A 25,436-nucleotide genomic window follows, 5' to 3' on the forward strand; every position below is an offset into this window, starting at 1 on the left:
TAGACAGACCTGTCTGTTAGCCTACGGACAGTCGGCGCGAGGCCACCGCGCCCGAGTGGAGGATCGATCGACATGCGCATCGCAGTTCTCGGCACCGGCTCGGTGGGACAGACCATCGCGGCCCGCACGGCGGAGCTGGGCCACCAGGTCACCATCGGCACCCGGGACGTCGCGGCCACGCGGGCCGGCGCCTACGCCGCCTGGGCCGCCGAGCACCCCGAGGTCGGCCTGGAGACCATGGCCGTGGCGGCGGCCGACGCCGAACTGGTCGTCAACGCCACCAGTGGCACCGGATCCCTGCCGGCACTAACCGCGGCCGGCGCGGCGAACCTGGCCGGCAAGGTCCTGCTCGACATCGCCAACCCGCTCGACTTCAGCGCGGGTTTCCCGCCCGTTCTGACGGTCAATGACACCGACTCCCTGGCCGAACGGATCCAGCGGGAGTTCCCGCAGGCCAAGGTCGTCAAGTCGCTCAACACGCTCACCGCGGAGCTGATGGTGCGTCCGCGCCAGCTCGCCGACGGCGACCACAGCGTCTTCGTCTCCGGCGACGACGCGGAGGCGAAGCGCATCGTCACCGACCTGCTCGTCAGCTTCGGGCACACCGACGTCATCGACCTCGGTGACCTCTCCACGGCCCGGGGCACCGAGATGCTGATGCCACTCTGGCTGCGGCTCTACGGCCGGCTCGACACCGCCATCTTCAACGTCAAGGTCGTCCGCTGAGCGGACGCCGACAGCCCGAAGGGGGTCCACGCCGGGCGCGGACCCCCTTCGGATCGGCCGATCACGGCTCGAACTTGTAGCCCAGACCCCGCACGGTGACGATGAAACGCGGCGCCGACGGCTCTGGCTCGATCTTGGAGCGCAGCCGCTTCACGTGCACGTCCAGCGTCTTGGTGTCACCGACGTAGTCGGCGCCCCACACCCGGTCGATGAGCTGGCCCCGGGTCAACACCCGGCCCGCGTTGCGGAGCAGCAGTTCCAGCAACTCGAACTCCTTGAGCGGCAGCTGCACGGCACCGCCCTCGACCGTCACGACGTGCCGCTCGATGTCCATCCGCACCGGGCCGGCGGCCAGCGTCGGAGCGCCCGCCTCGGCGACCTCCGGGCTCTGCCGCCGCAGCACCGCCCGGATGCGGGCGACCAACTCCCGAGGGGAGTACGGCTTGGTGACGTAGTCGTCGGCGCCGATCTCCAGGCCGACCACCTTGTCGATCTCGCTGTCCCGCGCGGTGACCATGATGATCGGCACGGCCGAGCGCTGCCGAAGCTGCCGGCACACCTCGGTCCCCGACATCTCGGGCAACATCAGGTCGAGCAGCACGATGTCGGCGCCGGTTCGGTCGAACTCGGTGAGGGCGTCGGTTCCGGTCGCGGCGACCGAAACCTCAAAGCCCTCCTTACGGAGCATGTACGACAGGGCGTCGGAGAACGACTCCTCGTCCTCGACCACCAGAACGCGGCTCAAGGGGGATTTCCTTTCCATTGCTGTCAGACCTGCCGTAGCTCGGCCGGACCGGCCTCGATCCCAGCCGGCGGCAGTGTCGCCAGGAGATCGTCCGGTGGGCTGGCGGGCAACCGGAGGGTGAACGTCGACCCACCGCCAAGAGTGCTCGACACCTCCACCCGACCGCCATGGTTGCTCGCGATGTGTTTCACGATGGCCAGGCCGAGCCCGGTGCCACCGGTGGCACGTGAGCGGGCCTGGTCGGCCCGGTAGAACCGCTCGAAGATCCGGTCCACGTCCGTCGGGGCGATGCCGATGCCCTGGTCGGCGACCGCGATCTCGACACGCTCGTCGTCACCGCGGAGGGTGACCCGCACGGTGGTGTCCTCGCCGGAGTAGTTGATGGCGTTCTCGACCAGGTTCGCCACGGCCGTGGCGAGCTGGCTGTCGCTGCCGTAGGCGGTGAGGCCACGCGCACCGTCGACCGCCACCTCGACGCCCCGCGCGGCAGCCGTGGTCCGGGTGCGGTCGACCACCTCGGCGATCACCCAGTCGAGCGCGACCGGCTCCGGCGGCGGCTGCGGCTCGGCGCCCTGGAGCCGGGTCAGCTCCAGCAACTCCTGCACCAGCCGGCCCAGCCGGGTCGACTCGTGCTGGATCCGTTCGGCGAACCGGCGGGCGGCGACCAGGTCCTCGGAGAGGTCGGGCGCCGTGGCGTCGGCCGGCTCGGTGGCGTCCAGCAGCGCCTCGGCGAGCAGTTGCAGCGCCCCGATCGGGGTCTTCAGCTCGTGGCTGACGTTCGCCACGAAGTCGCGCCGGACCCGGGTCAGCCGGTGTGACTCGGTCACGTCGACAGCCTCGACGGCGATGAAGCCGTTTCCGAGACCCATGGCCCGCAGGTGCACGCCCAGCGGGTTCTCCCCCGCGCTGTCGCGGCCTCGGGGCAGATCCAGCTCGATCTCGCGCCGCACGCCGGTGCGCCGCACCTGACCCGCGAGGGTACGGATCAACGGGTGCGCGGCGATCGAACCCGGTGTGCTGCCGGTCCGTAGGAGCCCCATGGCGCGGGCGGCCGGGTTGATCAGGACGGGGACGTCGTCGTCGTCCAGTACCACGACACCGGCGCGGAGCGAGTCGATCGTCCGACGGCCGAGCCCGGCCTGCTGCGAGTCGGCTATCGCGGGCCTCCCTGTGCTCCAGCGGGAGCTCGCGCTACCCGTCGACGTGGAGCCGCCGCGCGCCGGCAGGAACCGGGGCAGCAGGACACCGACGACCACTCCGGCCGCCAACGCCACGGCCACCACGACCGCCACTGCCCACTCCACCCGGCGATCGTAGGGTCATTGTTAACCTGGCTACCACACAGAACGGGACGAATCACCCTCACTTCCGAAAGTGTTCACCCCCACGTCTGGCGTCGTTCACCCTGGTTCATCCGGGGTCCGTCAACGCCCCCTACCGTTGGCGTCGCACCTGCTCAACCCCTGCGCCGGCACCCGTCGGCGGCGACCGACCACAGGACGTGATGATGCGCGACGAGTTCCGGGCCGACCTTCAGATCGTCAGCCAACTGCTGGTGGACATGGCGGAGGGCATCCGCGCCGCCATGCGCCAGGCCACCCGGGCCCTGCTCACGGCCGACCGGCAGGCCGCCGAGACGGTCATCGAGCGGGACGCCGAGATCGACGACCTCTACCGGCACGTCGAGGAGCGGGTGTGTGACCTGCTCGCCCGGCAGGCGCCGGTCGCCTCCGACCTCCGGGCAATGATCACCGCGCTGCACGTGGCGGCCGATCTGGAGCGGATGGGTGACCTCGCCGAGCACGTGGCGAAGACCGCGCTGCGCCGGCACCCCTCCCCGGCTGTTCCGGCCGAGCTGCGGACGGTCTTCACCGAGATGTCCGACATCGCCGACCGGATGGCCGCGAAGATCGGTTCCGTGCTGGCTAAGCCCGACGTCGACCTCGCCGCCGAGTTGGACCGCGACGACGACGCCATGGACGAGCTGCACAAGAGCCTGTTCGCGGTGCTGCTCGGCGACGACTGGCCGTACGGGGTGGAGACCGCGATCGACGCCACCCTGCTGGGCCGGTTCTACGAGCGCTTCGCCGACCACGCGGTGAACGCCGGCGAGCACGTGATCTACCTGATCACCGGCGAGAACACAACCACCGCCAGCTGAAGTGCAAGGAAGGGCCCCTTGTTATCGCTTTTTGCATAACAAGGGGCCCTTCCTTGCACTTAGCGGCCCTGGTTGGCGACCGCGGCGGCGGCTTCCTTCGCTGCCGTCGGGTCGAGGTAGGTGCCGCCCAGGGTGAGCGGGCGCAGCTGCGGGTCGAGGTCGTAGCGCAGCGGGATACCGGTCGGGATGTTGAGCTTGGCGATCGCCTCGTCGGAGATCTGGTCGAGGTGCTTCACCAGGGCGCGCAGCGAGTTGCCGTGCGCGGCCACCAGCACCGTACGGCCGGCCAGGATGTCGGGCACGATCGAGTCGTACCAGTACGGAAGCATCCGCTCGACGACGTCCTTGAGGCACTCGGTACGCGGCATCAGCTCGGTCGGCAGCAGCGCGTACCGCGGGTCACCCACCTGCGACCACTCGTCGTCGTCCGCGATGGGCGGCGGCGGGGTGTCGTACGACCGGCGCCAGAGCATGAACTGCTCCTCGCCGTACTCGTCAAGGGTCTGCTTCTTGTTCTTGCCCTGTAGGGCGCCGTAGTGGCGCTCGTTGAGCCGCCAGGACCGGCGCACGGCGATCCAGTTCCGGTCGGCGGCGTTGAGCGCCAGCTCGGCGGTGCGGATAGCCCGGCGCATAACGCTGGTGTGCACGACGTCCGGCAGCAGGCTGTGCTCGCGCAGCAGCTCGCCGCCCCGCCGTGCCTCGCCCTCGCCCTTCTCGGTCAGGTCGACGTCCACCCAGCCGGTGAAGAGGTTCTTGGCGTTCCAGTCACTCTCGCCGTGCCGCAACAGGACCAGCGTCCCGACGGTGGGCCCCTCGCTCGCAGTCATGCGGATCATCCTGCCTCAACCCGGTTGCGGACACGCGGGCACCCGTCGTGACGACCACCACGTGAAAAAGCGGGTGACCTGCGATTCCGGCCGGCACTAGGGTTGGTAAGGCACGGCAGTCAGATCGGTCATTACTTGTAAGCGGGGGCACCACGTGCGGACGATGCGGAGCTGGTTCACGGACACCACCGGGGGCCTACCCAGGACCTTCTGGTACCTGTGGTCCGGCACCCTGATCAACCGGCTCGGCTCGTTCGTCCTCGTGTTCCTCGCCATCTACCTGACCCAGGAACGTGGCTTCTCGCCGTCTCAGGCTGGCCTGGTGCTCGGTCTCTGGGGCGTCGGCGGCGCGGTCGGCACCACCGCCGGCGGGGCCCTCGCGGACCGGTGGGGCCGCCGGCCGACGCTGCTCACCGCGCATGTGGGCGCGGCGACCATGATGCTCGCCCTCGGGCTGGCCCGGGAACTCTGGGCGGTCGCGCTGGGCGCCCTGCTGCTCGGCATGTTCGCCGAGGCCGCCCGCCCGGCGTTCGGGGCCATGATGATCGACGTGGTACCGGCGAAGGACCGGCTGCGCGCCTTCTCGCTCAACTACTGGGCCATCAACCTCGGCTTCGCCTGCGCCGCCATCCTCGCCGGTCTCGCCGCGCAGGCCGACTACCTGCTGCTGTTCGTGGTCGACGCGGGCACGATGCTGATCACCGCGCTGATCATCTTCGTCCGGGTGCCGGAGACGAGCCACGGCGGATTTCCCGTCGCCGCGACCACCGCCCCGCGCGGCGCCCTGCGCACGATCCTCGCCGACCGGGTCTTTCTCGGCTTCGTGACGCTGAACCTGTTCGCTGCGCTGGTGTTCCTCCAGCACATCTCGATGCTGCCGATCGCCATGGGCGACTCCGGCCTGAGCCCGGCCACGTACGGCTCGGTGATCGCCCTCAACGGTCTCCTCATCGTCGTCGGCCAGCTTTTCGTGCCCCGGCTGATCCGGGGGCGCAACCGCTCGCAGGTGCTCGCCGTCGCCGCCGTGGTGATGGGCGTCGGGTTCGGGCTGACCGCGTTCGCGGGTAGCGCCTGGTTCTACGGGCTGACCGTGTTGATCTGGACGGTCGGCGAGATGCTGAACTCGCCGTCGAACTCCACGCTGATCGCCGAGCTCTCCCCGGCCGAACTGCGCGGTCGGTACCAGGGCGTGTTCGGCCTCTCCTGGCAGATCGCCGGTGCGAGCGCGCCGATCCTGGGCGGTCTGGTGCGTGAGCACGTCGGCAATGCGGCGCTGTGGCTCGGCTGCGCCGCGATCGGCGTGCTGACGGCGGTGGCCCACCTGGCGTCCGGCCCGGCCCGCGAGCGGCGGGCCACCGCGCTGCGGCACGCCGCCGAGGTCGCGGCGCCGGTGGGCACCCGTTCGCCGCAGCCCGCCGAGGCCGCGGCCTGAGTCCGGTACGACCACCGCGCGCAGGCCCGACTACCGTTCAGGAGAAACGGTTAACAAACTGAACTGTCGGGAGGTCGCATGCACGCCCTGCGGCGCTGGTGGCAGGACACCGCAGGCGGGCTCCCCGACGCATTCTGGTACCTCTGGGCAGGGCTGCTGATCAACCGGGCGGGCGCGTTCGCCATGCTCTTCCTGTCGCTCTACCTGACCGACGCCCGGGGCGCCAGCGCGGCGGTGGCCGGCGTCGTCGTCGGGGCGTACGGGGCCGGTGGGGCGGTCGGCGTGCTGTTCGGTGGGGTGCTGGCCGACCGGTGGGGGCGCCGATCGACACTGCTCGCCGCCCACCTGGTCACCGCCACCCTGATGGCGGCGCTGGCCTTCAGCCGTCCGCTGCCGCTGATCGCGGCGCTCGCCGCGCTGGTCGGCGTCGCCCACTCCATGCCCGGCCCGGCGCTCGTGGCGGCGATCGTCGACGTGGTGCCCGCCGACCGGCGCTCGCGCGCGTTCAACCTGGAGTTCTGGGCGTTGAACCTCGGGATGGCGGTCGCCTCGCTGCTCGCCGGGCTGGTGGCCGAGGCGAGCTTCACCGCGCTGTTCCTGGTCGACGCGGGCGCCACGCTGACCGCCGCCGCCGTCATCGGCTGGAAGGTTCCGGAGACCCTGCGGCGAACCGCTCCTGTCGCCCAGACCAGCCACCCGACTCCCGCCCGGCCGCGCCGGCCGGGACTGCTCACCGTCCTCAGCGACCGGATCTTCCTGGTCTTCGTCGGGCTCACCTTCGTGCTGGCCGTCCTCACCCTGCAGACCTCGACGATCATGCCGCTGGCGATGCGCGCGGACGGCCTGGGACCGTCGGCGTACGGCCTGGTCGTGGCCCTCGGCGGCGCGCTGATCGTGCTGGGGCAACTGTTCGTGCCCCGCCTGATCGACCGACGCCGCAAGGCCGTCGTCCTGGCCGCCTCCACCGCCCTGCTGGCGGTCGGCTTCGGAGTGCTCGCGGTCGCCGACCACCTGGCCGTCTACCTGGGCGCGGCGGTGGTCTGGACGGTCGGCTCGATGCTCGCCGCCCCGCCCAACGCCCAGATCAACGCGGATCTCGCGCCGCCGGACCTACGCGCGCGGTACCAGTCGGTCTTCTATCTGACGTTCCCCGCCGCGGCCTTCGTCGCACCCATGCTGGGCGGGGTGAGCCTGCAGTACCTCGGCGACCGGCACTGGCTGATCGTCGCCGGGTTGGGCGTCCTGGCCGCCGTCGGCCACCTGCTGGCCGGGCCGCCCCGCGAGCGGCACGTCGACGCGCTGCGCCGGGCCGCCGACCGGGAGCCGGCAGACCGGGTCCCGACAAGCTGACCGTACGACGGCAAAGCGCCCACCATGGCCCGAAGGTCATTGGTGGGCGCTCGCCGGTGTGGGGCCGGCGGCGGCGGGCAACACTCACCCCCGTAAGCATCGCCCGCTCGCGCCGCCGGTCCAAACAGGTGGGCACCGTCCCCCAACGGTTGGTCCACCCGTCCCCTCGCACCTCGCCTGGTGCGCGGATCTGATCGATCCGCCGCTCCCCCGAACGTTTCCAAGCGTGGTGCGGCGCAATAAAGCTAGTTCGGCCGGATTCTGAATTCAACCCGAATGGGATGTCTCGCCGGTCACAACTGACGAGTATCCCCAGCTCCGGCCTCGGTCTCTGGCAACAGCCGGGTACCCGTCGAGCATTCCCGCAAACACCTCATCCGTCCTCACGATCGGGTGACTCGGTGCGGAAGAAGTTGCTCTGCCGACCGTCGCGCATCTGCTCCTGGTAGATCAGATTGAGCCGGCGCAGATCGAAGGTGTGGAACCACTCATCCCAGGTGATCTCGCGAATCCGGCTGCTTTCCCGGTATCCGGGAATGTTGAAGGTCAGAACGCCCGCCCGACCCTCCCGTTCGGTACCCGCGATGGTCGCCGGCTTCGCGCCTCGCGCTCGCGCCCAGCGCTGGATCACCTCGTGATTCGCGGTGATCAGACTCCGACCCGGTCGCTCCGGCCGGTCGGCGATCGACGCGATCACCTGCGAGCTGCGGACCGACCGTCCGCTGCCCCGCCCGGTCCGGATGCCACCGGCCGCCATGCCCGTCGACCGGCTCGCCGTGGCCCGCTTCGCGGGGGCCGTACGCTTGGCGGCCGGTCGGGCCGGCGCCTTCTTCGCGGGCGCCTTGCGCGCCGGCGCGGTACGGGCGGTCGCGGAGGTCCGACGCGCCGCCGTCGACTTCGCCGCCGTCGTCTTCTTCGCGGTGGCCGACTTACGGGCCGCCGTCGACGTCCGTGCGGTCGTCGTCTTCTTCGCCGCCGCCGTCTTCCGCGCCGGGGTAGCTCTCTTCGCAGCGGCCGTCTTCTTCGCGGCGGCTCGCTTCGCCGGGGCGCTCTTGTTCGCGGGCACGGCCTTCGCGCGACTCGGCACCGCCCGCGCCGCCGACTTCTTCGTCGCGGCGGCCCGACCCGCCGACGCCCTGCTGCCGGACGCCCGGCCGGCCGGCCCGGTGCTGCGCCGACCGGCATCCGAACGCATCGAGCGCACCAACTGTTTCACCAGGTCGGGCTTGCGCATGGCGGAGATACCGGAAACTCCGCGCTTGCGCAGTTGCCCGCGGATGTCGTCCACCCGCATCTGCGAGATCGCCGACTCGGAGACCCCGGGCGTGCCCGGAGTCTGATTGCCGGCCTGCCGTTTGGTCCGGGTCGCAGTCCCGCCGCGACCTGAGCTGTTCCGCTGAGCCATGGGACGCTCCGCTCCTCGACACTCCGTCCTCGGCGCGCGGGGGTCCCTGTGCCGCACCGCGCGCCGCGGCATACCCCGCCGGAGAGAACCCAACCGCGTCGATCTTGCACTTTCGGTGGCGGCACAAGGGGCATGGCAGCCCAAAACGACCACCGAAAGTGCAAGATCGCGGAAATCGGAGGGTGGGGTCAGGGCTGGGTGGGGTTGGCGGGCTCGAAGAGGTGGGCGAAGGCGGCCAGGTTCGCGGTCGACTCGCCGCGCTTGACGCGCCACTCGTACTCGCGCCGGATCGAACTGCCGAAGCCGATCTCCAGCATCGTGTCGAAGGACTCGTCGGAGTAGGTGAGCACCGAGCCGAGCAGCCGGTCGAGCTCGTCGGCGTCCACGCCGGCCGGGTTGACCCGGCCGGTCAGGTAGACGTCGCCGGCCGCGTCGATGGAGAAGGAGACGCCGTACATCCGGGCGTTGCGCTGCAACAGCCACGCCCACAGCTCCTCGCGGCGCTCGTCGGGCTGGCGCATCACGAAGGCCTCGATCCGTAGCGCGTGCTCGCCGACGATCAGGTTGCAGACCGTCTTGAGCTTGTGGGTGCCCGGCAGGGTCACCGCGTACGCGCCGGGACCGGTCGACTCCCAGGCCAGGTCACGGTCGGCGCAGACCGACTCGATGAGGGTCGCGAGGTCGCTTTTCGGGCTCACCGGGCCCACTCTACGACCGACCCGGCGCACGCACTCGGGTGGCGAGCGCCCGTGGTCACCAGGAGCAGGAGAGCGCCGGGTCGCAGGCCAGGTCGGCGGCGAGCCGGGCCCGGCGGGCGGCGATCGCCTCGCCGTACACGTCGAGCAGCCCCGACACCGTACGGTCCCAGGAGAAGTGCTGCGCGTGCTGCGCCGCGCCCCGGGACAGCGTGGCCCGCAGGGCGCTGTCCGGCAGCAGGCGACTCAGCGCGCGAGCCCAGTCCACCGGGTCGTGCCCGTCGATCAGCACCCCGCTGACGTGGTCCCGCACGGCGGTCACCAGGCCGCCGACGGCAGCGGCCAGCACCGGCGTACCGCAGGCCTGGGCCTCCAGGGCGACGAGCCCGAAGGATTCGTTGTGCGACGGCACCGCGACCAGATCGGCGGCCCGGTACAGAGCCGGCAGGTCGTCGCCGGTGCGCGGCGGCAGGAACACGACCCGGTCGGTGACGCCGAGCGTGGCGGCCAGCTCGATCAGGGCGGTCGGCCGGTCCAGGCCGCTGCCGCTGGGCCCGCCGCAGATCACCACGGTCACCTCGTCGGCCAGGGCGGGGTCACGCTCGCGCAACGCGGCGACGGCGCGGATCAGCACGTCCGGCGCCTTGAGTGGTTGGATCCGACCGACGAAGGCCACCACGTACCCGTCGACCGGCAGCCCCAGCCGGCGGCGGGCGGCACGGGCGGCCAGGTGGCGGTCGCCCGGTGCGGGGCGGAACCGGGCCAGGTCGACGCCCGGCTGCACGACCGTGACGTGGGCGGGGTCGGCGTCGTACCGCTCGACCAGGTCGCGGGCCTCCACGCGGGTGTTGGCGACCAGTTGGTCCGCCTCGGCGACCACCTGCTCCTCGCCGATCACCCGGGCCTTCGGTTCGGGCCGGTCGTCGGCCGCGAGCTGGGCGTTCTTGACCTTCGCGAGGGTGTGCGCGGTGTGCACGAGCGGCACGCCCCAGCGTTCCTTGGCCAGCCAGCCGACCTGGCCGGAGAGCCAGTAGTGGGAGTGGATGAGGTCGTAGTGCCCGGGCGGGCGGGACGCCTCGGCACGCAGCACCCCGGCCGTGAAGGCGCAGAGCTGGCCGGGCAGCTCCTCCTTGGTCAGCCCCTCGAGCGGGCCGGACATGATATGCCGCACCTGCACGCCGGGGGCCATCTCGACCACCGGCGGAAGGTCGCCCGAGGTGGCCCGGGTGAAGATTTCCACCTCGACGTCGGCCTCGGCGAGCCGCCGGGCGACTTCCAGGATGTACACGTTCATCCCCCCGGCATCGCCCGTTCCGGGCTGGTGCAGGGGGGATGTGTGGACGGAGAGGGTGGCGATGCGCCGGGGTCGCGGCCACGGTCGCGCACCTCGCTGACGACCGACACCGGTGTGCAGTTCCGCCACGTCCGCTCCTTCTGTCACGGTTAATGCCGTCACGCACGACCGGCGCTTCTCGGTCAACCTGTACGCCGGATGTCATCTTCCCCATCGGGCAACGGAAATGCGTCGGCGCGGCCGCCCGGCGTGACGGACCTCATCACGAACGGCCGCCGACACAGCCCGACGCCCGGTCGGGATCGGCGGTGCGGCGCGGGTGACAATGACCCGATGACCTCTGTCGCCATCGTCACCGGAGCGTCCAGCGGGATCGGCGCGGCCACCGCCCGCCGGCTCGCCGCCGAGGGCTTCCACGTACTCGCCGCCGCCCGCCGCGCCGACCGTCTCACCGATCTCGTCGCCGAGATCACCGCCGCTGGCGGGCAGGCAACCGCGGTGACCTGCGACGTCACCTCGGACGAGTCGGTGGCCGGGCTCGCCGAGGCCGCCGCCCAGGCGTCCGGGCCGGTCACCCTGCTGGTCAACAACGCCGGCGGCGCACGCGGCCTGGACCCGGTGGAGTCCGGCTCGCTCGACGACTGGCAGTGGATGTACGACGTGAACGTGCTCGGCACGCTGCGGGTGACCCAGGCGCTGCTGCCGGCGCTGGAGGCGTCCGGCTCGGGGACCATCGTGGTGGTCTCCTCCACGGCCGGGCTGACCGTGTACGAGGGTGGCGGCGGCTACACGGCGGCGAAGCACGCGCAGACGGCCATCGCCGGCACGCTCCGGCTGGAGCTGTGCGGCCGGCCGCTGCGGGTCATCGAGATCGACCCGGGGATGGTGCAGACCGAGGAGTTCGGGCTGGTCCGCTTCGGCGGGGACGCCGAGCGGGCCGCCGCCGTCTACGCCGGGGTCCCCGGGCCGCTGGTCGCCGAGGACGTGGCCGACTGCATCGCCTGGTGCGCCACCCGCCCCGAGCACGTGAACGTCGACCGGCTGGTGGTCCGGCCTCGTGCGCAGGCCGCACAGCACAAGGTGCACCGGGTCTCCTGACCCCGGGACCGGACGCATGAGCGGGGCTCCACGACGCCGGCCCCTCGGGGTGGTCACCCGGGGCACCACCAACCCGAACCGGCTCCGCCGGGTGGACAACTGGATCGTGGCGACCTGCGCCGACCGGCTGCGGGATGCGACCGATCCGCTGGTGGTGGACCTGGGCTACGGCGCGACGCCGGTCACCGCCGTGGAGCTGCGGGCGCGGCTGGCGGCGGGGGTCCGTCGGGACGTACGCCTGGTCGGGCTGGAGATCGACCAGGCGCGGGTGGCCGCCGCGACGCCGGCCGCCGACCCGCCGGGCCTGACCTTCGCCCGGGGTGGCTTCGAGCTGGCCGGGCTCCGGCCGGTGCTGGTCCGCGCGTTCAACGTCCTGCGACAGTACGACGAGAGTGACGTGCAGGACGCCTGGCGCACGATGACCGCCGCGCTCGCCCCGGGTGGGGTGCTCGTGGAGGGCACCTGTGACGAGCTGGGCCGGCTGGCGAGCTGGCTGCTCCTCGACGCGGACGGCCCTCGGACGTTGACCCTGGCCGCGAAGCTCACCACGCTGGGCAGCCCCGCCGAGCTGGCCGAGCGGCTACCCAAGGCGCTGATCCACCGCAACGTTCCGGGCGAGGCGATCCACGATCTGATCCAGGCGTTGGAGGACGCCTGGCGGAGTGCGGCTCCCTATGCCACGTTCGGCCCCCGCCAACGCTGGGTGCGCGCGGTGTCCCAGCTCAAGGCTGAGGGCTGGCCCGTGCTGTCCACTCCGCAACGCTGGCGTCAGGGCGAGCTGACCCTCCCCTGGCCCCCGGAGGGTTAGAGGGCGCAGTTAACGAGGACTGGTTCGGGGTGCAGGGTCACGCCGAAGCGGGCGTGGACCTCGTCGCGGATGGTGTTGGCCAGCGTCAGCAGGTCGCCGGTGCTGGCGGTACCGCTGCGGTTGGTCAGGGCGAGGGTGTGCTTGCTGGAGATGGCGACGCCGCCGGGACCGGGGTGGCCCTTGGTGAAGCCCGCCTTGTCGATCAGCCAGGCCGCGCTCACCTTGACCAGCCCGTCCGCCCCGGGCCAGGAGGGCGGGTCGCCCACCTCGGCGGAGCGTTCCAGGAGTTGTTCGTACGTCGCCCGGTCCAGGACCGGGTTGGTGAAGAAGGAGCCGACCGAGCGGGTGTCGGGATCGGTGGCTTCGAGCACCATGCCCTTGCCGGCGCGTAGGCGCAGCACCGCCGCCCGAGCCTCGGCCAGCGGCACCTGGTCGCCGACCTCGACGCCGAGCGCCCGGGCCAGTTCGGCGTAGCGCACCGGACCGGACAGCGGCGAGCGGGCGAGCCGGAAGTCGACCGAGAGCACGATCCAGCGGTCCTGGTACTTGAAGATGCTGCCCCGGTAGGCAAAACCGCACTCGGCGGCGGGAACGAGCTGGCGGGTGCCGTCGAGGCGGTCGTACACCTCGACGGCGGTAATCGTCTCGGCGACCTCCTGGCCGTACGCGCCGACGTTCTGGATCGGGGTCGCGCCGGTCGAGCCGGGAATGCCGGAGAGGCACTCCAGGCCGGCCCAGCCGTTACGGACAGTGGCGGCCACCAGGTCGTCCCACGGCTCGCCGGCCTCGACACGGACGGTGACGGACTCGGCGTCCTCGGCGAGTACCCGCAGGCCGCCCGAGCGCACCAGCACGACCGTCCCGGGGAAGCCATCGTCGCCGATCACCACGTTGCTGCCGCCGGCCAGGACGAGGATCGGCTCGTCCGTGGCCTGGACCGCCTGGATGATCTCGTCGGCACTGGTCGCGGCCACGATCCGCCCGGCGGGCCCGCCCATCCGTAGCGTGGTGTAGCCGGCCAGTGGACCCGGAATGGCACGATCGGCTTCGGTTGTCGGCTGGGCGTAGGCGTCTGACACGTCTTTCACCTTAGGCTGATGGGCAGCCGTGGCACCTACTGGTGGCCCGGCACCCCCGGGAGGATGGCGATGAGCAGAGTGCAGGGCAGCAAGGATTTCTGGATTGGGGCACTCCGGGCCGAGGGTCCGGCGTTCGCCGCGGCGGTTGCCGAGGCACCGCCGGAGACACCCGTGCTGTCCTGTCCCGGCTGGACGGTCAATGATCTCACTCTGCACCTTGCGGGCCTCTACCACTGGGTTTATTCGTTCGCCGGGTCGGGCAGCACCGAGGCGCCGCCCCGCCGGGACGCGTCCGAAGTGCCGTCCGGCGTGAGCGCCCTCCAGCTCTGGCAGCACGGGTACGACCAGTTGATGACCCTGTTCGACGGGCTCGACCCGGAGGCGCCGGCCTGGAACTGGGCCCCGCAGCCGAAGAAGGCCGGTTTCTGGCCCCGCCGGATGGCGCACGAGACGGCGGTGCACCGCTGGGACGCCCAGCTCGCCATCGCGGCCGGTGAGCCGGTCGAGGCGAAGCTGGCCGCCGACGGGGTGAGCGAGGTGCTGGACACCTGGTTGCCGGCCGGCCGGCGGCAGGTGAAGGGCGACTGGCGCGGGGTGGTCCAGCTCGCGGCGACCGACGCGGATCAGGAGTGGTATCTGCGGCTGCGCGGCGAGGGGGTGGCGCTGCTCGACACGGCGACCATCTTCGACCACGACGACCACCACGCCCGCGCGCAGGTCAGCGGCACCGCGAGCGACCTGCTGCTGGCGCTCTGGGGCCGGGTCAGCTTCGAGACGCTCGACGTGACGGGCGACCGCGCGCTGCTGGAGGGTCTGCGTACCGGCTGATCCCAGCGACAGCCGCGCGTGACGAGGGCGTCACCCCTGGTGGGGTGACGCCCTCGTTCGCCTGCCGCCCGAATTCGTGAGAGCGCTCTCTTGACAGGGTGCGAGCGACCCACCACCCTGACGTGAGAGCGCTCTCTTGGTCTTCTACCACCACCTCATCACCCTGAGAGAGGTCCATACGATGGCTGTCCTTCCGCGCCGCCGCCTCGCCGCGGTGGCCCTCGCCGCAACAGCCGCCCTGCTCGTCACCGCCGGCTGCGGCGGCGGTGACGACGCCGAGGCGGACGGGCCGATCACGCTGACCGTCGACGTCTTCGGCCAGTTCGGCTACGACCAGCTCTACCAGGAGTACATGGCCGCGCACTCCGACGTGAAGATCGTCGAGCGGGGCACCGGCAGCAACCTCGACGAGTACTCACCGAAGCTGACCCAGTGGCTCGCCGCCGGCCGGGGGGCCGGCGACATCGTGGCCATCGAGGAGGGTCTGCTCGTCGAGTACAAGGCGAATCCGAACAACTTCGTCAACCTGCTGGACCACGGCGCCGCCGACCTCAAGGGCAACTTCCTGGAGTGGAAGTGGAACGCCGGCCTGACCGCCGACGGCAAGCAGCTCATCGGCCTCGGCACCGACGTCGGCGGCATCGCCATGTGCTACCGCAAGGACCTCTTCGAAAAGGCCGGCCTGCCCACCGAGCGGGACGAGGTGTCGAAGCTCTGGCCCACCTGGCAGGACTACATCGCCACCGGGGAGAAGTTCGTCGCCGCCAAGACCGGGGCGTCCTTCCTCGACGCGGCCACCAACACCTTCAACACGATCCTGTTGCAGACCGCCGGCAACAGCACCGGCTACAGCTACTACGACACCAGCGGCAACGTCGTGGTCGACAGCAACCCGGCCGTACGACAGGCCTGGGACACCACGATGGACATCATCGACTCGGGCCTCTCCGGTAAGTACGGCTCGTGGTCCGAGGAGTGGGTGTCCGCCTTCAAGCAGACGAAGTTCGCCACCATCGCCTGCCCCGCGTGGATGACCGGGGTCATCGAGGGCAACGCCGGCCCGGCCGCCAAGGGCAAGTGGGACATCGCCCGGGTGCCCGGCAACGGCGGCAACTGGGGTGGGTCGCACCTCGCCGTACCGAAGCAGAGCAAGCACCAGGCCGAGGCCATCGAGCTGGCCAAGTTCCTGACCAGCGCCAAGGGCCAGATCGGCGCGTTCAAGGCCAAGGGGCCGCTGCCGTCGTCGCCGCAGGCGCTCGACGACCCGGCGATCGCCCAGTCGACGAACGCGTACTTCTCCGGTGCGCCCGTCGGGTCCATCTTCGGCACCGGCGCGAAGAGCCTGAAGCCGGTCTACATGGGCCCCAAGAACCAGGCCGTGCGTACCGAGGTGGAGAACGCCGTACGCACCGTGGAGCTGGGCCAGCGCAGCCCCGCGCAGGGCTGGACGGACGCGGTGACCAACGCCAAGAAGGCCGCCGCCAAGTAGCCCGAGCCAGCGTGCGGGCGGGCGCCGGACCCCGGTTCCCGCCCGCACGACGGAAAGGAGTCACCGGGCATGACCGTTCAGCTCGACGCCCGCCCACCGGTCGCACCGTCGGCCGGACCCCACCGCCGATTGTCGGGTCGGCTCAGCCACCTCGACACCCGCTACTCGCCGTACCTCTACATCGCCCCGTTCTTCCTGCTCTTCGCGGTGTTCGGGGTCTACCCGCTGGCGTACACCTTCTGGGTCTCGCTGCACGACTGGGACCTGCTCGGCACCGACCATCCGTTCGTGGGCGCGGAGAACTACACCCGGCTCCTCGCCGACGTGGACTTCTGGCACGCGCTGGTCAACACGCTCGGCATCTTCGTCATCTCGACCGTGCCACAGTTGCTCGCCGCGCTCTGGTTGGCCAACCTGCTGAACCGAGGCCTGCGGGGGCGTACGGGCTGGCGGATGGCGGTGCTCGTCCCCAACGTGACCTCCACGGCCGCCGTGGCGATCGTCTTCGGGGTGCTCTTCGGCCGCGAGTTCGGCATGGTCAACTGGCTGCTCGACCTCATCGGGCTGGACGCGATCGAGTGGAAGTCCAACCGGATCGCCTCCTGGGTCGCGATCTCCGCGATGGTCGACTGGCGGTGGACCGGCTACAACGCGTTGATCCTCCTGGCCGCGATGCAGGCCATCCCCCGGGACCTCTACGAGGCGGCGGCGATCGACGGCGCGAGCCGGGCCCGACAGTTCTGGTCGGTCACCGTGCCGCTGCTCAAACCGACGATCATCTTCTGCACCATCATCGCCACCATCGGCGGCCTTCAGCTCTTCACCGAGCCCCGGATGTTCCACTCCGGCACCAACCCGATCCGCGGCGGACCGCTGCGCGAGTCGCAGACCCTGACCATGTACATGTTCGAGAACGCCTTCGCGCCGCACTACAACTTCGGCTACGGCTCGGCGGTGGCGTGGCTGCTCTTCGCGCTGATCGCACTCGTCGCGGCCGTCAACGTGCTGGTCCTGCGCCGCCTCGGCGGGAAGGAAACCCGATGAGTCGGCTCTGGCGGGCCAGCCCGCTCACCTACTTCGCCCTGGTCGGCGCCGCCGTCCTGTCGATCTTCCCGATCTGGTGGATGTTCGTCGTGGCCAGTCGTACCAGCGACGCGATGGGCCAACTGCCGCCGCCGATCACGCCGGGCAACAACCTGGGCGCGAACATCGCCCGGCTGTTCGACAACACCGACGCGTACTTCCTGACCGGCCTGATCAACTCGGTGATCGTGGCGACCACCGTCACCGTCTCGGTGGTCTTCTTCTCCAGCCTGGCGGGGTTCGCCTTCGCGAAGCTGCGCTTCCGGGGCCGCAACGCGCTGCTGTTGGTGATCATCGCGACCATGATGGTGCCGACCCAGCTCGGGGTGATCCCGCTCTACCTGCTCATGACGAAGTTGCAGTGGAACGACCGGCTGCCCGCGGTGATCGTCCCGGTGCTGGTCACCGGGTTCGGGGTGTTCATGATGCGGCAGTACGCCGGCCAGGCCATCAGCGACGAGCTGATCGAGGCCGCCCGGATGGACGGCTGCGGCACCGCGCGGATCTGGTGGCACGTGGTGCTGCCGGCGCTGCGCCCGGCCGCCGCCGTGCTCGGTCTGCTCACGTTCATGACCACCTGGAACGACTTCCTGTGGCCGTACGCTGTGTTGAACGACCCGGCCAATCCGACCGTTCAGCTCTCCCTGCGGGCGCTGTCCGACGGGTACTACCAGGACATGTCACAGGTGTTCACCGGCACGGCCATCGCGACGCTGCCCCTGTTGCTGGTCTTCGTGCTGTTCGGTCGCCAGATCATCGGCGGGATCATGGAAGGTGCGGTCAAGGCGTGAACGAGATCCGATTTCCCGAACACTTCCTCTGGGGAGCGGCCACCGCCGCGTACCAGATCGAGGGCGCGGCCCGCGACGACGGTCGCGGTCCGTCCATCTGGGACACCTTCTGTCGTACGCCCGGAAAGGTCTACCAGGGCCACACCGGCGACGTCGCCTGCGACCACTACCACCGGTACGCCGACGACGTGGCGCTGATGGCCGAGCTGGGCCTGGCGGCGTACCGGTTCTCGGTCGCCTGGCCCCGGGTCCAGCCGGACGGCAGCGGTCCGGTCAACCCGCGCGGGCTCGACTTCTACGACCGCCTCACCGACACCCTGCTCGCCCGGGGCATCGACCCGATCGTCACCCTCTACCACTGGGACCTGCCGCAGAGCCTTGAGGACCGGGGCGGCTGGACCAACCGGGAGACCGCCGAACACTTCGCCACGTACGCCACCGCCGTCCACGCCCGCCTCGGCGACCGGATCGACACCTGGACCACCCTCAACGAGCCGTGGTGCTCGGCCTACCTCGGGTACGCCAACGGGGTGCACGCCCCGGGTGCACAGGACGGGGCAGCCGCCTTCACCGCCGTACACCATCTGCTGTTGGCGCACGGCCTGGCCGCGCGGGCGCTGCGCGCGGCCGGCGCACGCAGCGTCGGCATCACCATCAACCCGGCAGATGTACGACCGGCCGACCCGCAGAGCGCGGCCGACGCCGCCGCCGTCCGCCTGGTCGACGGCCTGCACAACCGGATCTTCCTGGACCCGCTGCTGACCGGCGGCTACCCCGACGACGTACGCGAGCACGTGGCGCGCATCGTCGAGCCGACGTTCATCCACGACGGCGACGAGAAGGTGATCGCCGCCCCGATCGACCTGCTCGGGCTCAACTACTACGCGCCCACCTACGTGGCGGGGCGGCCCGACGGCGACGGCAACGGCGCGTACCCGGGCACCGAGGGCGCCGTGCACTTCCTCCCGCCGAGCGGACCCCTCACCGACATGGGCTGGATGATCGAGCCGGCCGGGCTGACGCGGCTGCTGGAACGGATCGCCGCCGACTATCCCGGCGTGCCACTGCTGATCACCGAGAACGGCGCGGCGTTCCCCGACAAGGCGGGCACCGAGTCGCCCGAAGGGCTGGGGCAGGTGATCGACAACGACCGGATCGCCTACCTCGACGGGCACCTGCGGGCCGCCCACGAGGCGATCTCCCGGGGCGTTGATCTGCGCGGGTATCTCGTATGGTCATTGTTGGACAACTTCGAGTGGGCGGAGGGTTACCGCAAGCGGTTCGGGATCGTGCACGTCGACTACCTGACCCAGCGGCGCACACCGAAGGCCAGCGCCCGGTGGTACCAGGAGGTGATCTCCCGGAACGGGCTGTGACGAGCGGGGGACAGTCACGATGACGACGGCGCACCGGCCGACGTTGGAGGCGGTGGCGGCACGGGCCGGGGTGTCCAGGGCCACCGTGTCCCGGGTGGTCAACGGCTCCACCACCGTCGCCGAGCCGATCCGGGAGGCCGTCAAGCGGGCGGTCGCCGAGTTGGGGTACGTGCCCAACCTCGCCGCCCGCAGCCTCGTCACCCAGCGCACCGACTCGATCGCCCTGGTCATGCCGGAGGCGGCCACCCGGGTCTTCTCCGACGACCAGGTCTTCCCCGGCATCATTCGGGGCGTCAGTCAGGAGTTGGAGGCCGCCGACAAGCAGTTGGTGCTGATGCTGGCCGGCTCACCGGCCGGGCACCAGCGGGTCGAGCGGTACACGACCGGCCGCCACGTCGACGGGGTGCTCTTCGCCTCGCTGCACGGCGCCGACCCGCTGCCCGGCACGCTGGCCCGCCTCGGCATCCCGGTGGTGGTCAGCGGCCGGCCGCTCGGCGACGTACCCGTGCCGTACGTGGACGTCGACCACGTCGGCGGCGTCACCGCCGCCGTCCGACACATGATCGACAGCGGTCGGCGGCGGATCGCCACCATCGCCGGCCCGCAGGACATGGTCGCCGGCATCGAGCGGCTGAACGGCTACCGGGACGCGGTCGCCGCCGCCGGGCTACCCGAACTGGTCGCCGTCGGCGACTTCACCCGGGAGTCCGGCGCGGCGGCGATGCACCAGCTCCTCAACGACCACCCCGACCTGGACGGGGTGTTCGCCGCCTCCGACCTGATGGCGCACGCCGCCCTGCGAACGCTGCGTGCGGCCGGTCGGCGGGTGCCCGAGGACGTGGCGGTGGTCGGCTTCGACGACATCGAGACCGCCGCGTACACCGAGCCGCCGCTGACCACCGTCCGCCAGCCGATCGTCGAACTCGGCCGACGCATGACCCGCCAACTGCTGAGGCTGGCGGCCGGCGAGGCGATCGAACCGGCGATCATGCTCGACACCGAGCTGATCATCCGCGCCTCGGCCTGACCGCTCCCGCGCTCCTAGATCCGCGCAACTTCCGGGAAATAGTGGCCTCACGACGCCGGGATGCCACTATTTCCCGGAAGTAGTGACCAGGCATCGAGGTGCAGGGGGCGGTTAATCCGTCGCTACGGCGGGCGATCGTCGTTAGCCTCGCCGGCATGCCGGATCCTGTCGCGCTGCTGCACGTGCCCGCCCTCTCCGACGTCGCCGAGTACGCCTACGCGGCGACCGTCGAACCGCCCGCTCGGCTGGTGTTCACGGCCGGCGCGTGCCCGCTCGACGCCGAGGGCCGTACCGTCGCGCCGGGCGACCATGCCGCACAAGCCCGGCAGGTGATGACGAACCTGGAGACCGCGCTCGGCGCGGCCGGCGCGCGACTCACCGACGTCGTCAAGACCACCGTGTACGTGGCATCGTCGCGGCAGGCCGACCTGGTGACCGTCTGGGAGGTGGTCCGGGACTTCTTCGGCGACCACGATCCGCCCAGCACCCTGCTCGGTGTGGCCGTGCTCGGCTACACCGACCAGCTCGTCGAGGTCGAGGCCGTCGCCGCCGTACGGACGGGGGCCTGACATGCGCATCCGCGAAGCCCGGCCGGACGACGCCGCAGCCGTGGTGGCGCTGCGGACGATCGTCCACCCGTACCTGGTACGCGGGGTCGAGTCGACCCGCAAGATGCTGGCCGAACCGCCGCCGCACGAGGGTTGGATCGCGTTCGTGGCCGAGGTCGACGGCCAGGTGGTCGGCTGGACGTCCGCCGAGCCCAACACCTCGACCTCGGTGCAGGGCTTCGGCAACGTCAACACGCTGCACGTACACCCGGATCATCGACGGCGCGGCATCGGGACGGCGCTATTGACCGCCGCGACCGATCACCTCCGCCCTCTCGGGATTCGCCGCGTACGCGCCACGGCCGCGACGGACTCGCTGCCGTTCGCCCGCCACCACGGGTTCGAACCGAGCCGCGAGGTGCGCTACTCGGCGCTGGATTTGACCCCGCCGCCCGCGCTGCCCGAGCCGCCGCCGGGCGTACGGCTGCGGCCGATCGCCGAGATGGACCCGCACCTGCTCTACGAAGCCGACGTCGCCTCGGCCGTCGACGAACCCGGTGACGTGCCCGTCGACACGGTCAGCTTCAAGAGTTGGCGGTACGACGTCTGGGACGAACTTGGCCTGGACAAGACGGCCAGCACCGCAGCCGAAGTCGACGGCGAGGTGGCCGCGTTCAGCCTGGTCAAGCGCGACGGCGAGCGGATGTGGTCGGATTACACCTGCTCAGTCCCGGCGTACCGGGGTCGGGGACTGGCCCGGCTGGCCAAGACGGCGGCGCTGCACCGGGCCGCCGCTGCTGGCGTACGGATCGCGTACACCTCGAACGACGAGTCGAACGCGCCGATGCTGGCGATCAACGCCCGGCTGGGCTACCGCCCGGTGGCGTCGCAGTGGACCTGCCTGGCCGACCTCACCTGATCAGTCACCCAATGCCTCCGCGACGCTCGGAGCGAAGGCGCAGGGCGGCGGCGATGTACGTTTCCTGCTCGGTGACCCCGGCAGTGAGATCGCCGTGGCACGAGAAGGCATCGAGGCGACTCCGCTCACGCTTGCGACCCGCATAGCCATGACCCAGGCGGAGATCGCGAAGTCTCCGGAACCCCTTGCCGTCCGACTGTCGGACCGGCACGTTGCCATGTCCGTCTGGGTCTTTGACGACGAGGCGATCGTGGCTACCCACATCGGCGCAGGACTAGGGCAGGATTCGGTGACCATGCACCTCCGACGCCGCGAGGCGGGTGGCCCGTTCGATCGTTACGTGGAGCACTTCGAGTCGCTGTGGAATGACGCGGCTCCGACTGGCCCACGGTGATCACTTGATGGTGACCAGTTGCCAGAAGCGATTTCCAACTGGTCACCATCAAGTGATCAAGCCACGTGGCCTACGCCGCCTCGAAGACGTCGCGGGCTGTCGCGTGGGTGTCCGCGCCGAAGAGCACCAGGCGGGCCTCCGTGACCGTGGCCGGAGTGGCTGAGCGGAGCACCGTCAGCGCCTGGCGGACCGCGTCGTCGACCGGCCAGCCGTAGATGCCGGCGGAGATCAGCGGGAACGCCACCGTGGCCGCGCCCAGTTCGTCGGCCACCCGCAGGCTGTTGGCGTAGCAGTCGCGCAGCAGCCCCGACCGGTCCTCGGCGGCCGAGAAGACCGGGCCGACCGTGTGGATGACCCAGCGGGCCGGCAGGTTTCCGGCGGTGGTCGCCACCGCCTGCCCGGTGCGGAGCCCTTTGCCGTACTTGGACGCACGCAGCGCCCGACAGTCGGCCAGGATGGCCGGGCCGCCGCGTCGGTGGATCGCGCCGTCCACTCCACCGCCGCCGAGCAGGGACGAGTTCGCGGCGTTCACGATGGCGTCGACCCGCTGGTCGGTGATGTCGCCCTGAATCAGGGTGATCTCCACGTCAGCTCTCCTCGATCGACTGGCCCAACGACCGGCGGGCCAGCAGGGTCGCGCCGGCGACGGCGGCCGGCATGACCAGCACCGCTCCGAGCGGGATGAGGAAACACAGGAAGACCGCGACTCCGAAGCCGAGCGCGGTCGGCCGGTCCGCCTTGAGGATGGTCCGGCGCTGCGGCAGCCGCATGCCGCGTCGGTAGAACGGCGCTCCGACCAGCTCGACGGCGAGGAACCAGCCACCCACGGCCGCCCCGATCACCGGTACCACCGTCTGGCCCACCACCGGGATGAACCCGGCGAGGAAGAGCGGGATGCCGACGAGCGCGGTGAGGGCCACCAGGCGTACGGAGTCGGCGGTGCTGCGGCGCAGCGAGGACCAGAACGGCACGTCCACGGCGTCCGAGGTGCCGCCGAGCCGCTCCTCCACCTTCTCGGAGATCTTCTCGTAGAACGGGTCGCCGATGACCAGGGTGACCGCCGTGAAGCTGATCACCGCGAGCAGACCGCCGATCCCCAGGAAGGCCAGGCCGGCGATCACCCGGACCAGGCTGCGGCCGGTGCTCGACCAGTCGTCGGCGAACGGGGTGACCAGGGCGGCGAGGTCGTCCACGAAGTAGACGAGGGTGGCGTACGCGGCCACGAAGAGCACGCCGGAGATCAGCGCCGGCACGATACCGAGCAGCATGAGCTTCGGGCTGCGCACGTAGAGGCCCAGTCCGCGCAGGAGCAGCCGCACCCCGAGGAGGAAGCGTCCGACGGCCCCGGTGACCGGGCTGGCGATTCTGCTGGCGTCCACGATCGAGCAGCCTAACGACAGTTGATCGAAGCGGCACGGGGCAGGATGGGCGGGTGCGTGCCTCCCGACTGATCTCGTTGCTGCTGCTGTTGCAGGCGCGCGGGTCGATGACGGCCGGCGAGCTGGCACACGAGCTGGAGGTCTCCGAGCGGACCGTCTACCGGGACGTGTTGGCGCTGTCCGCCGCCGGTGTTCCGGTCTACGCGGACCGGGGCCGGGCCGGCGGGTACCGGCTGCTCGGTGGCTACCGGACCCGGCTGACCGGGCTGAACCGCGACGAGGCGGAGGCCCTGTTCCTGGCCGGTCTGCCCGGCCCGGCCGGCGACATGGGTCTGGCCGACGCGGTCGCCGCCGCCGAGTTGAAGGTGCTCGCCGCACTGCCACCGGCCCTGCGCGACGCGCCCGTACGCACGGGTCAGCGGTTCCACCTGGACGTGCCGGGATGGTTCCAGGAGACGCCGCCACCGCCCTGGCTCACCGAGCTGGCGCGGGCGGTCTGGGGTGACCGGGTGGTACGGCTGCGCTACCGGCGGGGCGGCGACGAGGTGACCCGGCACCTTCAGCCGTACGGACTCGTGCTCAAGAACGCGACCTGGTATCTGGTCGGTCGGGTCGGCGACGACATGCGCACCTACCGGGTGGACCGGGTGACCGGCGTCGAGGTGGACGACGAGCGGTTCGCGCGCAACGAGGGCTTCGACCTGGCCGGGCATTGGCGCGAGCAGGCCGGGTCGTTCCTGCGGACCATACTGCGGGCCAAGGTCACCGTCCGGCTGAGCCCCGCCGGCCTGCGCCAGCTCCGGCACGTGGTCGACGCTCCCGAGGTGTACGACGAGGTCGTCACCACCATCAGCGAACCGGACGGGCAGGGCTGGGTGGTGGCGCGACTGCCGGTGGAGACCGTCGACGTCGCGTACGCCCAGTTGCTGGCGCTGGGCCCGGAGGTGGAGGCGCTCGACCCGCCGGAGCTGCGTGGACGCCTGGCGGACGCGGCACGCCGGGCCGCCGCACGTTACGACGGCCCGGCGGTGGCGGACGACGTCAGCGGTAGCCGGTGACGTCGGCCGGCTTACCCGCCTCGACCACCTCGACGATGTACCGGATGGCCTCCGGTTGGCTCCCGTCGACGTCGGTGAAGCCGTACACCTTGGACAGCGTGCCCGCGTCGACGGACTGGCCGGTCCAGCGGGCCTTGTCCTCGTCGGCGGCGAGCGCGGCCACCGCGCGGCCCACGAAGGCGGGCGTCTCGGAGATCAGGAAGTGCGGGTCGGTGGCGGCCCCGTCGCGCCAGTTCTCCTCGGTGACCCCGAAGTGCTCCAGCATCGCCTCGGAGCGTAGCCAGCCGGGGGTGAGTGCGACGGCTGTGCCGCCGTGCGGTTTCAGCTCGTGCGCCTGACTGAAGGCGAGCCGGTTGACCGAGGTCTTGGCCAGGTCGTAGAAGACCGAGAGGCGGTAGTTCTCGTCGTTGTACGCCTTGGTGCCGTCACCGATCTCGACGACCAGGCCACCGGGCTTGCGGATCAGCAGCGGCAGGGCGAAGTGGCTGGTGATGATGTGCGTGTCGACGGCCAGCCGCAGGGTGCGAAACCCCTTGTCGAGAGGCTGCTCCCAGACCGGCTTGTCCCAGGTGACCAGGGGGTCGCCGCCCCAGATGTCGTTGACCAGCACGTCGAGGCCGCCCTGCTCGGCGTCGATCCGGGCGACCAGGTCGCGGACCTGCTCCGGCACCAGATGGTCGACCTGCACGGCGATGCCGGTGCCGCCGGCCGCGGTGACCAGTTCGGCGGTCTCCTCGATGGTTTCCGGCCGGTCCATCTCCGAACGGCCGGCGCGGCTGCTGCGACCGGTGGCGTACACGGTGGCGCCGGCGGCGCCCAACTGGACCGCGATCTGTCGGCCGGCGCCCCGGGTGGCGCCGGCGACGAGCGCGATCTTTCCTGCGAGCGGTGGTGTCATGCCTGCGAGGCTGCCAGCGATACCTG

At 71.0% G+C, this 25,436-nt stretch carries 25 protein-coding genes; 15 read left to right on the forward strand and 10 right to left on the reverse strand.

Annotated elements, in window-relative coordinates; translation table 11 throughout:
* The first annotated feature begins 72 nt into the window (after positions 1-72).
* A complete protein-coding gene (locus ACQP03_RS31385) occupies positions 73-726 on the forward strand; it encodes an NADPH-dependent F420 reductase (protein WP_357129129.1) in 654 nt (217 codons plus the stop codon).
* 61 nt (positions 727-787) lie between these two features.
* Here the strand turns inward: ACQP03_RS31385 and ACQP03_RS31390 are convergent, their stop codons facing one another.
* On the reverse strand, positions 788-1,471 hold the full coding sequence (locus ACQP03_RS31390; RefSeq protein ID WP_039906992.1) for a response regulator transcription factor: 684 nt from the start codon (positions 1,469-1,471) through the stop codon (positions 788-790).
* Positions 1,472-1,494: 23 nt separating this feature from the next.
* Entirely contained in the window at positions 1,495-2,775 is a 1,281-nt protein-coding gene (locus ACQP03_RS31395) for a sensor histidine kinase (RefSeq protein WP_357392834.1), read from the reverse strand.
* Between the two features lie 203 nt (positions 2,776-2,978).
* Between ACQP03_RS31395 and phoU the strand changes: the two genes are divergently transcribed.
* The gene (gene phoU / locus ACQP03_RS31400) at positions 2,979-3,632 is read left to right on the forward strand and encodes a phosphate signaling complex protein PhoU (protein ID WP_355050832.1); all 654 of its coding nucleotides are present in this window, start codon (positions 2,979-2,981) and stop codon (positions 3,630-3,632) included.
* Positions 3,633-3,691: 59 nt separating this feature from the next.
* Here phoU and ACQP03_RS31405 read toward each other — a convergent pair whose 3' ends face one another.
* Complete coding sequence (locus ACQP03_RS31405) at positions 3,692-4,459, reverse strand: phosphoglyceromutase (RefSeq protein WP_355050833.1); 768 nt, start codon at positions 4,457-4,459, stop codon at positions 3,692-3,694.
* Positions 4,460-4,613: 154 nt separating this feature from the next.
* Between ACQP03_RS31405 and ACQP03_RS31410 the strand changes: the two genes are divergently transcribed.
* Both ACQP03_RS31410 and ACQP03_RS31415 read left to right on the forward strand, forming a co-directional pair.
* On the forward strand, positions 4,614-5,891 hold the full coding sequence (locus ACQP03_RS31410; RefSeq protein ID WP_357172365.1) for an MDR family MFS transporter: 1,278 nt from the start codon (positions 4,614-4,616) through the stop codon (positions 5,889-5,891).
* A 78-nt stretch (positions 5,892-5,969) separates the two neighbouring features.
* Positions 5,970-7,241, forward strand: coding sequence for an MFS transporter (locus ACQP03_RS31415; RefSeq protein ID WP_357392833.1), 1,272 nt, complete (start codon positions 5,970-5,972; stop codon positions 7,239-7,241).
* A gap of 373 nt (positions 7,242-7,614) precedes the next feature.
* On the opposite strand, the gene ACQP03_RS31420 is transcribed toward ACQP03_RS31415, so the two are convergent.
* The 3 genes from ACQP03_RS31420 to mshA form a co-directional block, all read right to left on the reverse strand.
* Entirely contained in the window at positions 7,615-8,535 is a 921-nt protein-coding gene (locus ACQP03_RS31420; RefSeq protein WP_357392846.1) for a hypothetical protein, read from the reverse strand.
* A gap of 299 nt (positions 8,536-8,834) precedes the next feature.
* The gene (locus ACQP03_RS31425; RefSeq protein WP_357129116.1) at positions 8,835-9,344 is read right to left on the reverse strand and encodes a YbjN domain-containing protein; all 510 of its coding nucleotides are present in this window, start codon (positions 9,342-9,344) and stop codon (positions 8,835-8,837) included.
* Between the two features lie 55 nt (positions 9,345-9,399).
* Complete coding sequence (mshA, locus tag ACQP03_RS31430) at positions 9,400-10,764, reverse strand: D-inositol-3-phosphate glycosyltransferase (protein WP_357129114.1); 1,365 nt, start codon at positions 10,762-10,764, stop codon at positions 9,400-9,402.
* A 204-nt stretch (positions 10,765-10,968) separates the two neighbouring features.
* On the opposite strand from mshA, the gene ACQP03_RS31435 reads away from it, so the two are divergent.
* Both ACQP03_RS31435 and ACQP03_RS31440 read left to right on the forward strand, forming a co-directional pair.
* The gene (locus ACQP03_RS31435) at positions 10,969-11,733 is read left to right on the forward strand and encodes an SDR family oxidoreductase (RefSeq protein WP_357129111.1); all 765 of its coding nucleotides are present in this window, start codon (positions 10,969-10,971) and stop codon (positions 11,731-11,733) included.
* 16 nt (positions 11,734-11,749) lie between these two features.
* The gene (locus ACQP03_RS31440) at positions 11,750-12,541 is read left to right on the forward strand and encodes a class I SAM-dependent methyltransferase (RefSeq protein WP_357129108.1); all 792 of its coding nucleotides are present in this window, start codon (positions 11,750-11,752) and stop codon (positions 12,539-12,541) included.
* Here ACQP03_RS31440 and ACQP03_RS31445 read toward each other — a convergent pair.
* Positions 12,538-13,539 carry a UDP-N-acetylmuramate dehydrogenase gene (locus ACQP03_RS31445; RefSeq protein ID WP_433461232.1) on the reverse strand — a complete coding sequence of 334 codons (1,002 nt, stop codon included), beginning with the start codon at positions 13,537-13,539 and terminating at the stop codon, positions 12,538-12,540. The genes ACQP03_RS31440 and ACQP03_RS31445 overlap by 4 nt on opposite strands.
* A 150-nt stretch (positions 13,540-13,689) precedes the next feature.
* On the opposite strand from ACQP03_RS31445, the gene ACQP03_RS31450 reads away from it, so the two are divergent.
* From ACQP03_RS31450 to ACQP03_RS31485, 8 genes are all read left to right on the forward strand, one after another.
* Positions 13,690-14,448: a maleylpyruvate isomerase family mycothiol-dependent enzyme gene (locus ACQP03_RS31450; protein WP_357129102.1), complete on the forward strand. Its 759-nt coding sequence runs from the start codon at positions 13,690-13,692 to the stop codon at positions 14,446-14,448.
* A gap of 181 nt (positions 14,449-14,629) precedes the next feature.
* A complete protein-coding gene (locus ACQP03_RS31455) occupies positions 14,630-15,937 on the forward strand; it encodes an ABC transporter substrate-binding protein (protein ID WP_357129099.1) in 1,308 nt (435 codons plus the stop codon).
* A gap of 69 nt (positions 15,938-16,006) precedes the next feature.
* On the forward strand, positions 16,007-16,981 hold the full coding sequence (locus tag ACQP03_RS31460) for a carbohydrate ABC transporter permease (protein ID WP_357129096.1): 975 nt from the start codon (positions 16,007-16,009) through the stop codon (positions 16,979-16,981).
* Complete coding sequence (locus ACQP03_RS31465) at positions 16,978-17,811, forward strand: carbohydrate ABC transporter permease (protein WP_355050844.1); 834 nt, start codon at positions 16,978-16,980, stop codon at positions 17,809-17,811. The genes ACQP03_RS31460 and ACQP03_RS31465 overlap by 4 nt, the downstream gene beginning before the upstream one ends.
* Positions 17,808-19,187, forward strand: a complete 1,380-nt coding sequence (locus tag ACQP03_RS31470) for a GH1 family beta-glucosidase (protein WP_357392832.1) — start codon at positions 17,808-17,810, stop codon at positions 19,185-19,187. Before ACQP03_RS31465 ends, ACQP03_RS31470 begins: the two co-directional genes overlap by 4 nt.
* 19 nt (positions 19,188-19,206) lie before the next feature.
* Positions 19,207-20,214, forward strand: a complete 1,008-nt coding sequence (locus tag ACQP03_RS31475) for a LacI family DNA-binding transcriptional regulator (RefSeq protein ID WP_396832428.1) — start codon at positions 19,207-19,209, stop codon at positions 20,212-20,214.
* Between the two features lie 155 nt (positions 20,215-20,369).
* Positions 20,370-20,783: a RidA family protein gene (locus ACQP03_RS31480; RefSeq protein WP_355050847.1), complete on the forward strand. Its 414-nt coding sequence runs from the start codon at positions 20,370-20,372 to the stop codon at positions 20,781-20,783.
* A gap of 1 nt (position 20,784) precedes the next feature.
* Positions 20,785-21,681 (forward strand): GNAT family N-acetyltransferase, encoded by an 897-nt coding sequence (locus ACQP03_RS31485; protein WP_433459418.1) that lies wholly within the window; start codon positions 20,785-20,787, stop codon positions 21,679-21,681.
* Positions 21,682-22,145: 464 nt separating this feature from the next.
* Here the strand turns inward: ACQP03_RS31485 and ACQP03_RS31490 are convergent, their stop codons facing one another.
* On the reverse strand, positions 22,146-22,661 hold the full coding sequence (locus ACQP03_RS31490) for an O-acetyl-ADP-ribose deacetylase (protein WP_357129077.1): 516 nt from the start codon (positions 22,659-22,661) through the stop codon (positions 22,146-22,148).
* Position 22,662: 1 nt separating this feature from the next.
* Positions 22,663-23,454, reverse strand: a complete 792-nt coding sequence (locus tag ACQP03_RS31495) for an EI24 domain-containing protein (protein ID WP_357129074.1) — start codon at positions 23,452-23,454, stop codon at positions 22,663-22,665.
* A gap of 53 nt (positions 23,455-23,507) precedes the next feature.
* On the opposite strand from ACQP03_RS31495, the gene ACQP03_RS31500 reads away from it, so the two are divergent.
* A complete protein-coding gene (locus ACQP03_RS31500; protein WP_433459421.1) occupies positions 23,508-24,512 on the forward strand; it encodes a helix-turn-helix transcriptional regulator in 1,005 nt (334 codons plus the stop codon).
* On the opposite strand, the gene ACQP03_RS31505 is transcribed toward ACQP03_RS31500, so the two are convergent.
* Positions 24,496-25,410, reverse strand: coding sequence for an SDR family oxidoreductase (locus ACQP03_RS31505; RefSeq protein WP_357129068.1), 915 nt, complete (start codon positions 25,408-25,410; stop codon positions 24,496-24,498). The genes ACQP03_RS31500 and ACQP03_RS31505 overlap by 17 nt on opposite strands.
* Positions 25,411-25,436: the final 26 nt, after the last annotated feature.

It is taken from the genome of Micromonospora sp. CA-248212 (assembly GCF_050948405.1).
In the GTDB taxonomy this organism is placed as follows: domain Bacteria; phylum Actinomycetota; class Actinomycetes; order Mycobacteriales; family Micromonosporaceae; genus Micromonospora.

Excerpts from the sequence above, each read along its gene's own strand:
- ACQP03_RS31385 (WP_357129129.1), top strand. The coding sequence starts at position 73 with ATGCGCATCGCAGTTCTCGGCACCGGCTCGGTGGGACAGACCATCGCG.
- ACQP03_RS31440 (WP_357129108.1), top strand. The coding sequence starts at position 11,750 with ATGAGCGGGGCTCCACGACGCCGGCCCCTCGGGGTGGTCACCCGGGGC.
- ACQP03_RS31415 (WP_357392833.1), top strand. The coding sequence starts at position 5,970 with ATGCACGCCCTGCGGCGCTGGTGGCAGGACACCGCAGGCGGGCTCCCC.
- ACQP03_RS31480 (WP_355050847.1), top strand. The coding sequence starts at position 20,370 with ATGCCGGATCCTGTCGCGCTGCTGCACGTGCCCGCCCTCTCCGACGTC.
- ACQP03_RS31450 (WP_357129102.1), top strand. The coding sequence starts at position 13,690 with ATGAGCAGAGTGCAGGGCAGCAAGGATTTCTGGATTGGGGCACTCCGG.
- ACQP03_RS31505 (WP_357129068.1), bottom strand. The coding sequence starts at position 25,410 with ATGACACCACCGCTCGCAGGAAAGATCGCGCTCGTCGCCGGCGCCACC.
- ACQP03_RS31460 (WP_357129096.1), top strand. The coding sequence starts at position 16,007 with ATGACCGTTCAGCTCGACGCCCGCCCACCGGTCGCACCGTCGGCCGGA.
- ACQP03_RS31475 (WP_396832428.1), top strand. The coding sequence starts at position 19,207 with ATGACGACGGCGCACCGGCCGACGTTGGAGGCGGTGGCGGCACGGGCC.
- ACQP03_RS31435 (WP_357129111.1), top strand. The coding sequence starts at position 10,969 with ATGACCTCTGTCGCCATCGTCACCGGAGCGTCCAGCGGGATCGGCGCG.
- ACQP03_RS31445 (WP_433461232.1), bottom strand. The coding sequence starts at position 13,539 with ATGGGCGGGCCCGCCGGGCGGATCGTGGCCGCGACCAGTGCCGACGAG.
- ACQP03_RS31405 (WP_355050833.1), bottom strand. The coding sequence starts at position 4,459 with ATGACTGCGAGCGAGGGGCCCACCGTCGGGACGCTGGTCCTGTTGCGG.
- phoU (WP_355050832.1), top strand. The coding sequence starts at position 2,979 with ATGCGCGACGAGTTCCGGGCCGACCTTCAGATCGTCAGCCAACTGCTG.
- ACQP03_RS31420 (WP_357392846.1), bottom strand. The coding sequence starts at position 8,535 with ATGCGGGTGGACGACATCCGCGGGCAACTGCGCAAGCGCGGAGTTTCC.
- ACQP03_RS31465 (WP_355050844.1), top strand. The coding sequence starts at position 16,978 with ATGAGTCGGCTCTGGCGGGCCAGCCCGCTCACCTACTTCGCCCTGGTC.
- ACQP03_RS31455 (WP_357129099.1), top strand. The coding sequence starts at position 14,630 with ATGGCTGTCCTTCCGCGCCGCCGCCTCGCCGCGGTGGCCCTCGCCGCA.
- ACQP03_RS31485 (WP_433459418.1), top strand. The coding sequence starts at position 20,785 with ATGCGCATCCGCGAAGCCCGGCCGGACGACGCCGCAGCCGTGGTGGCG.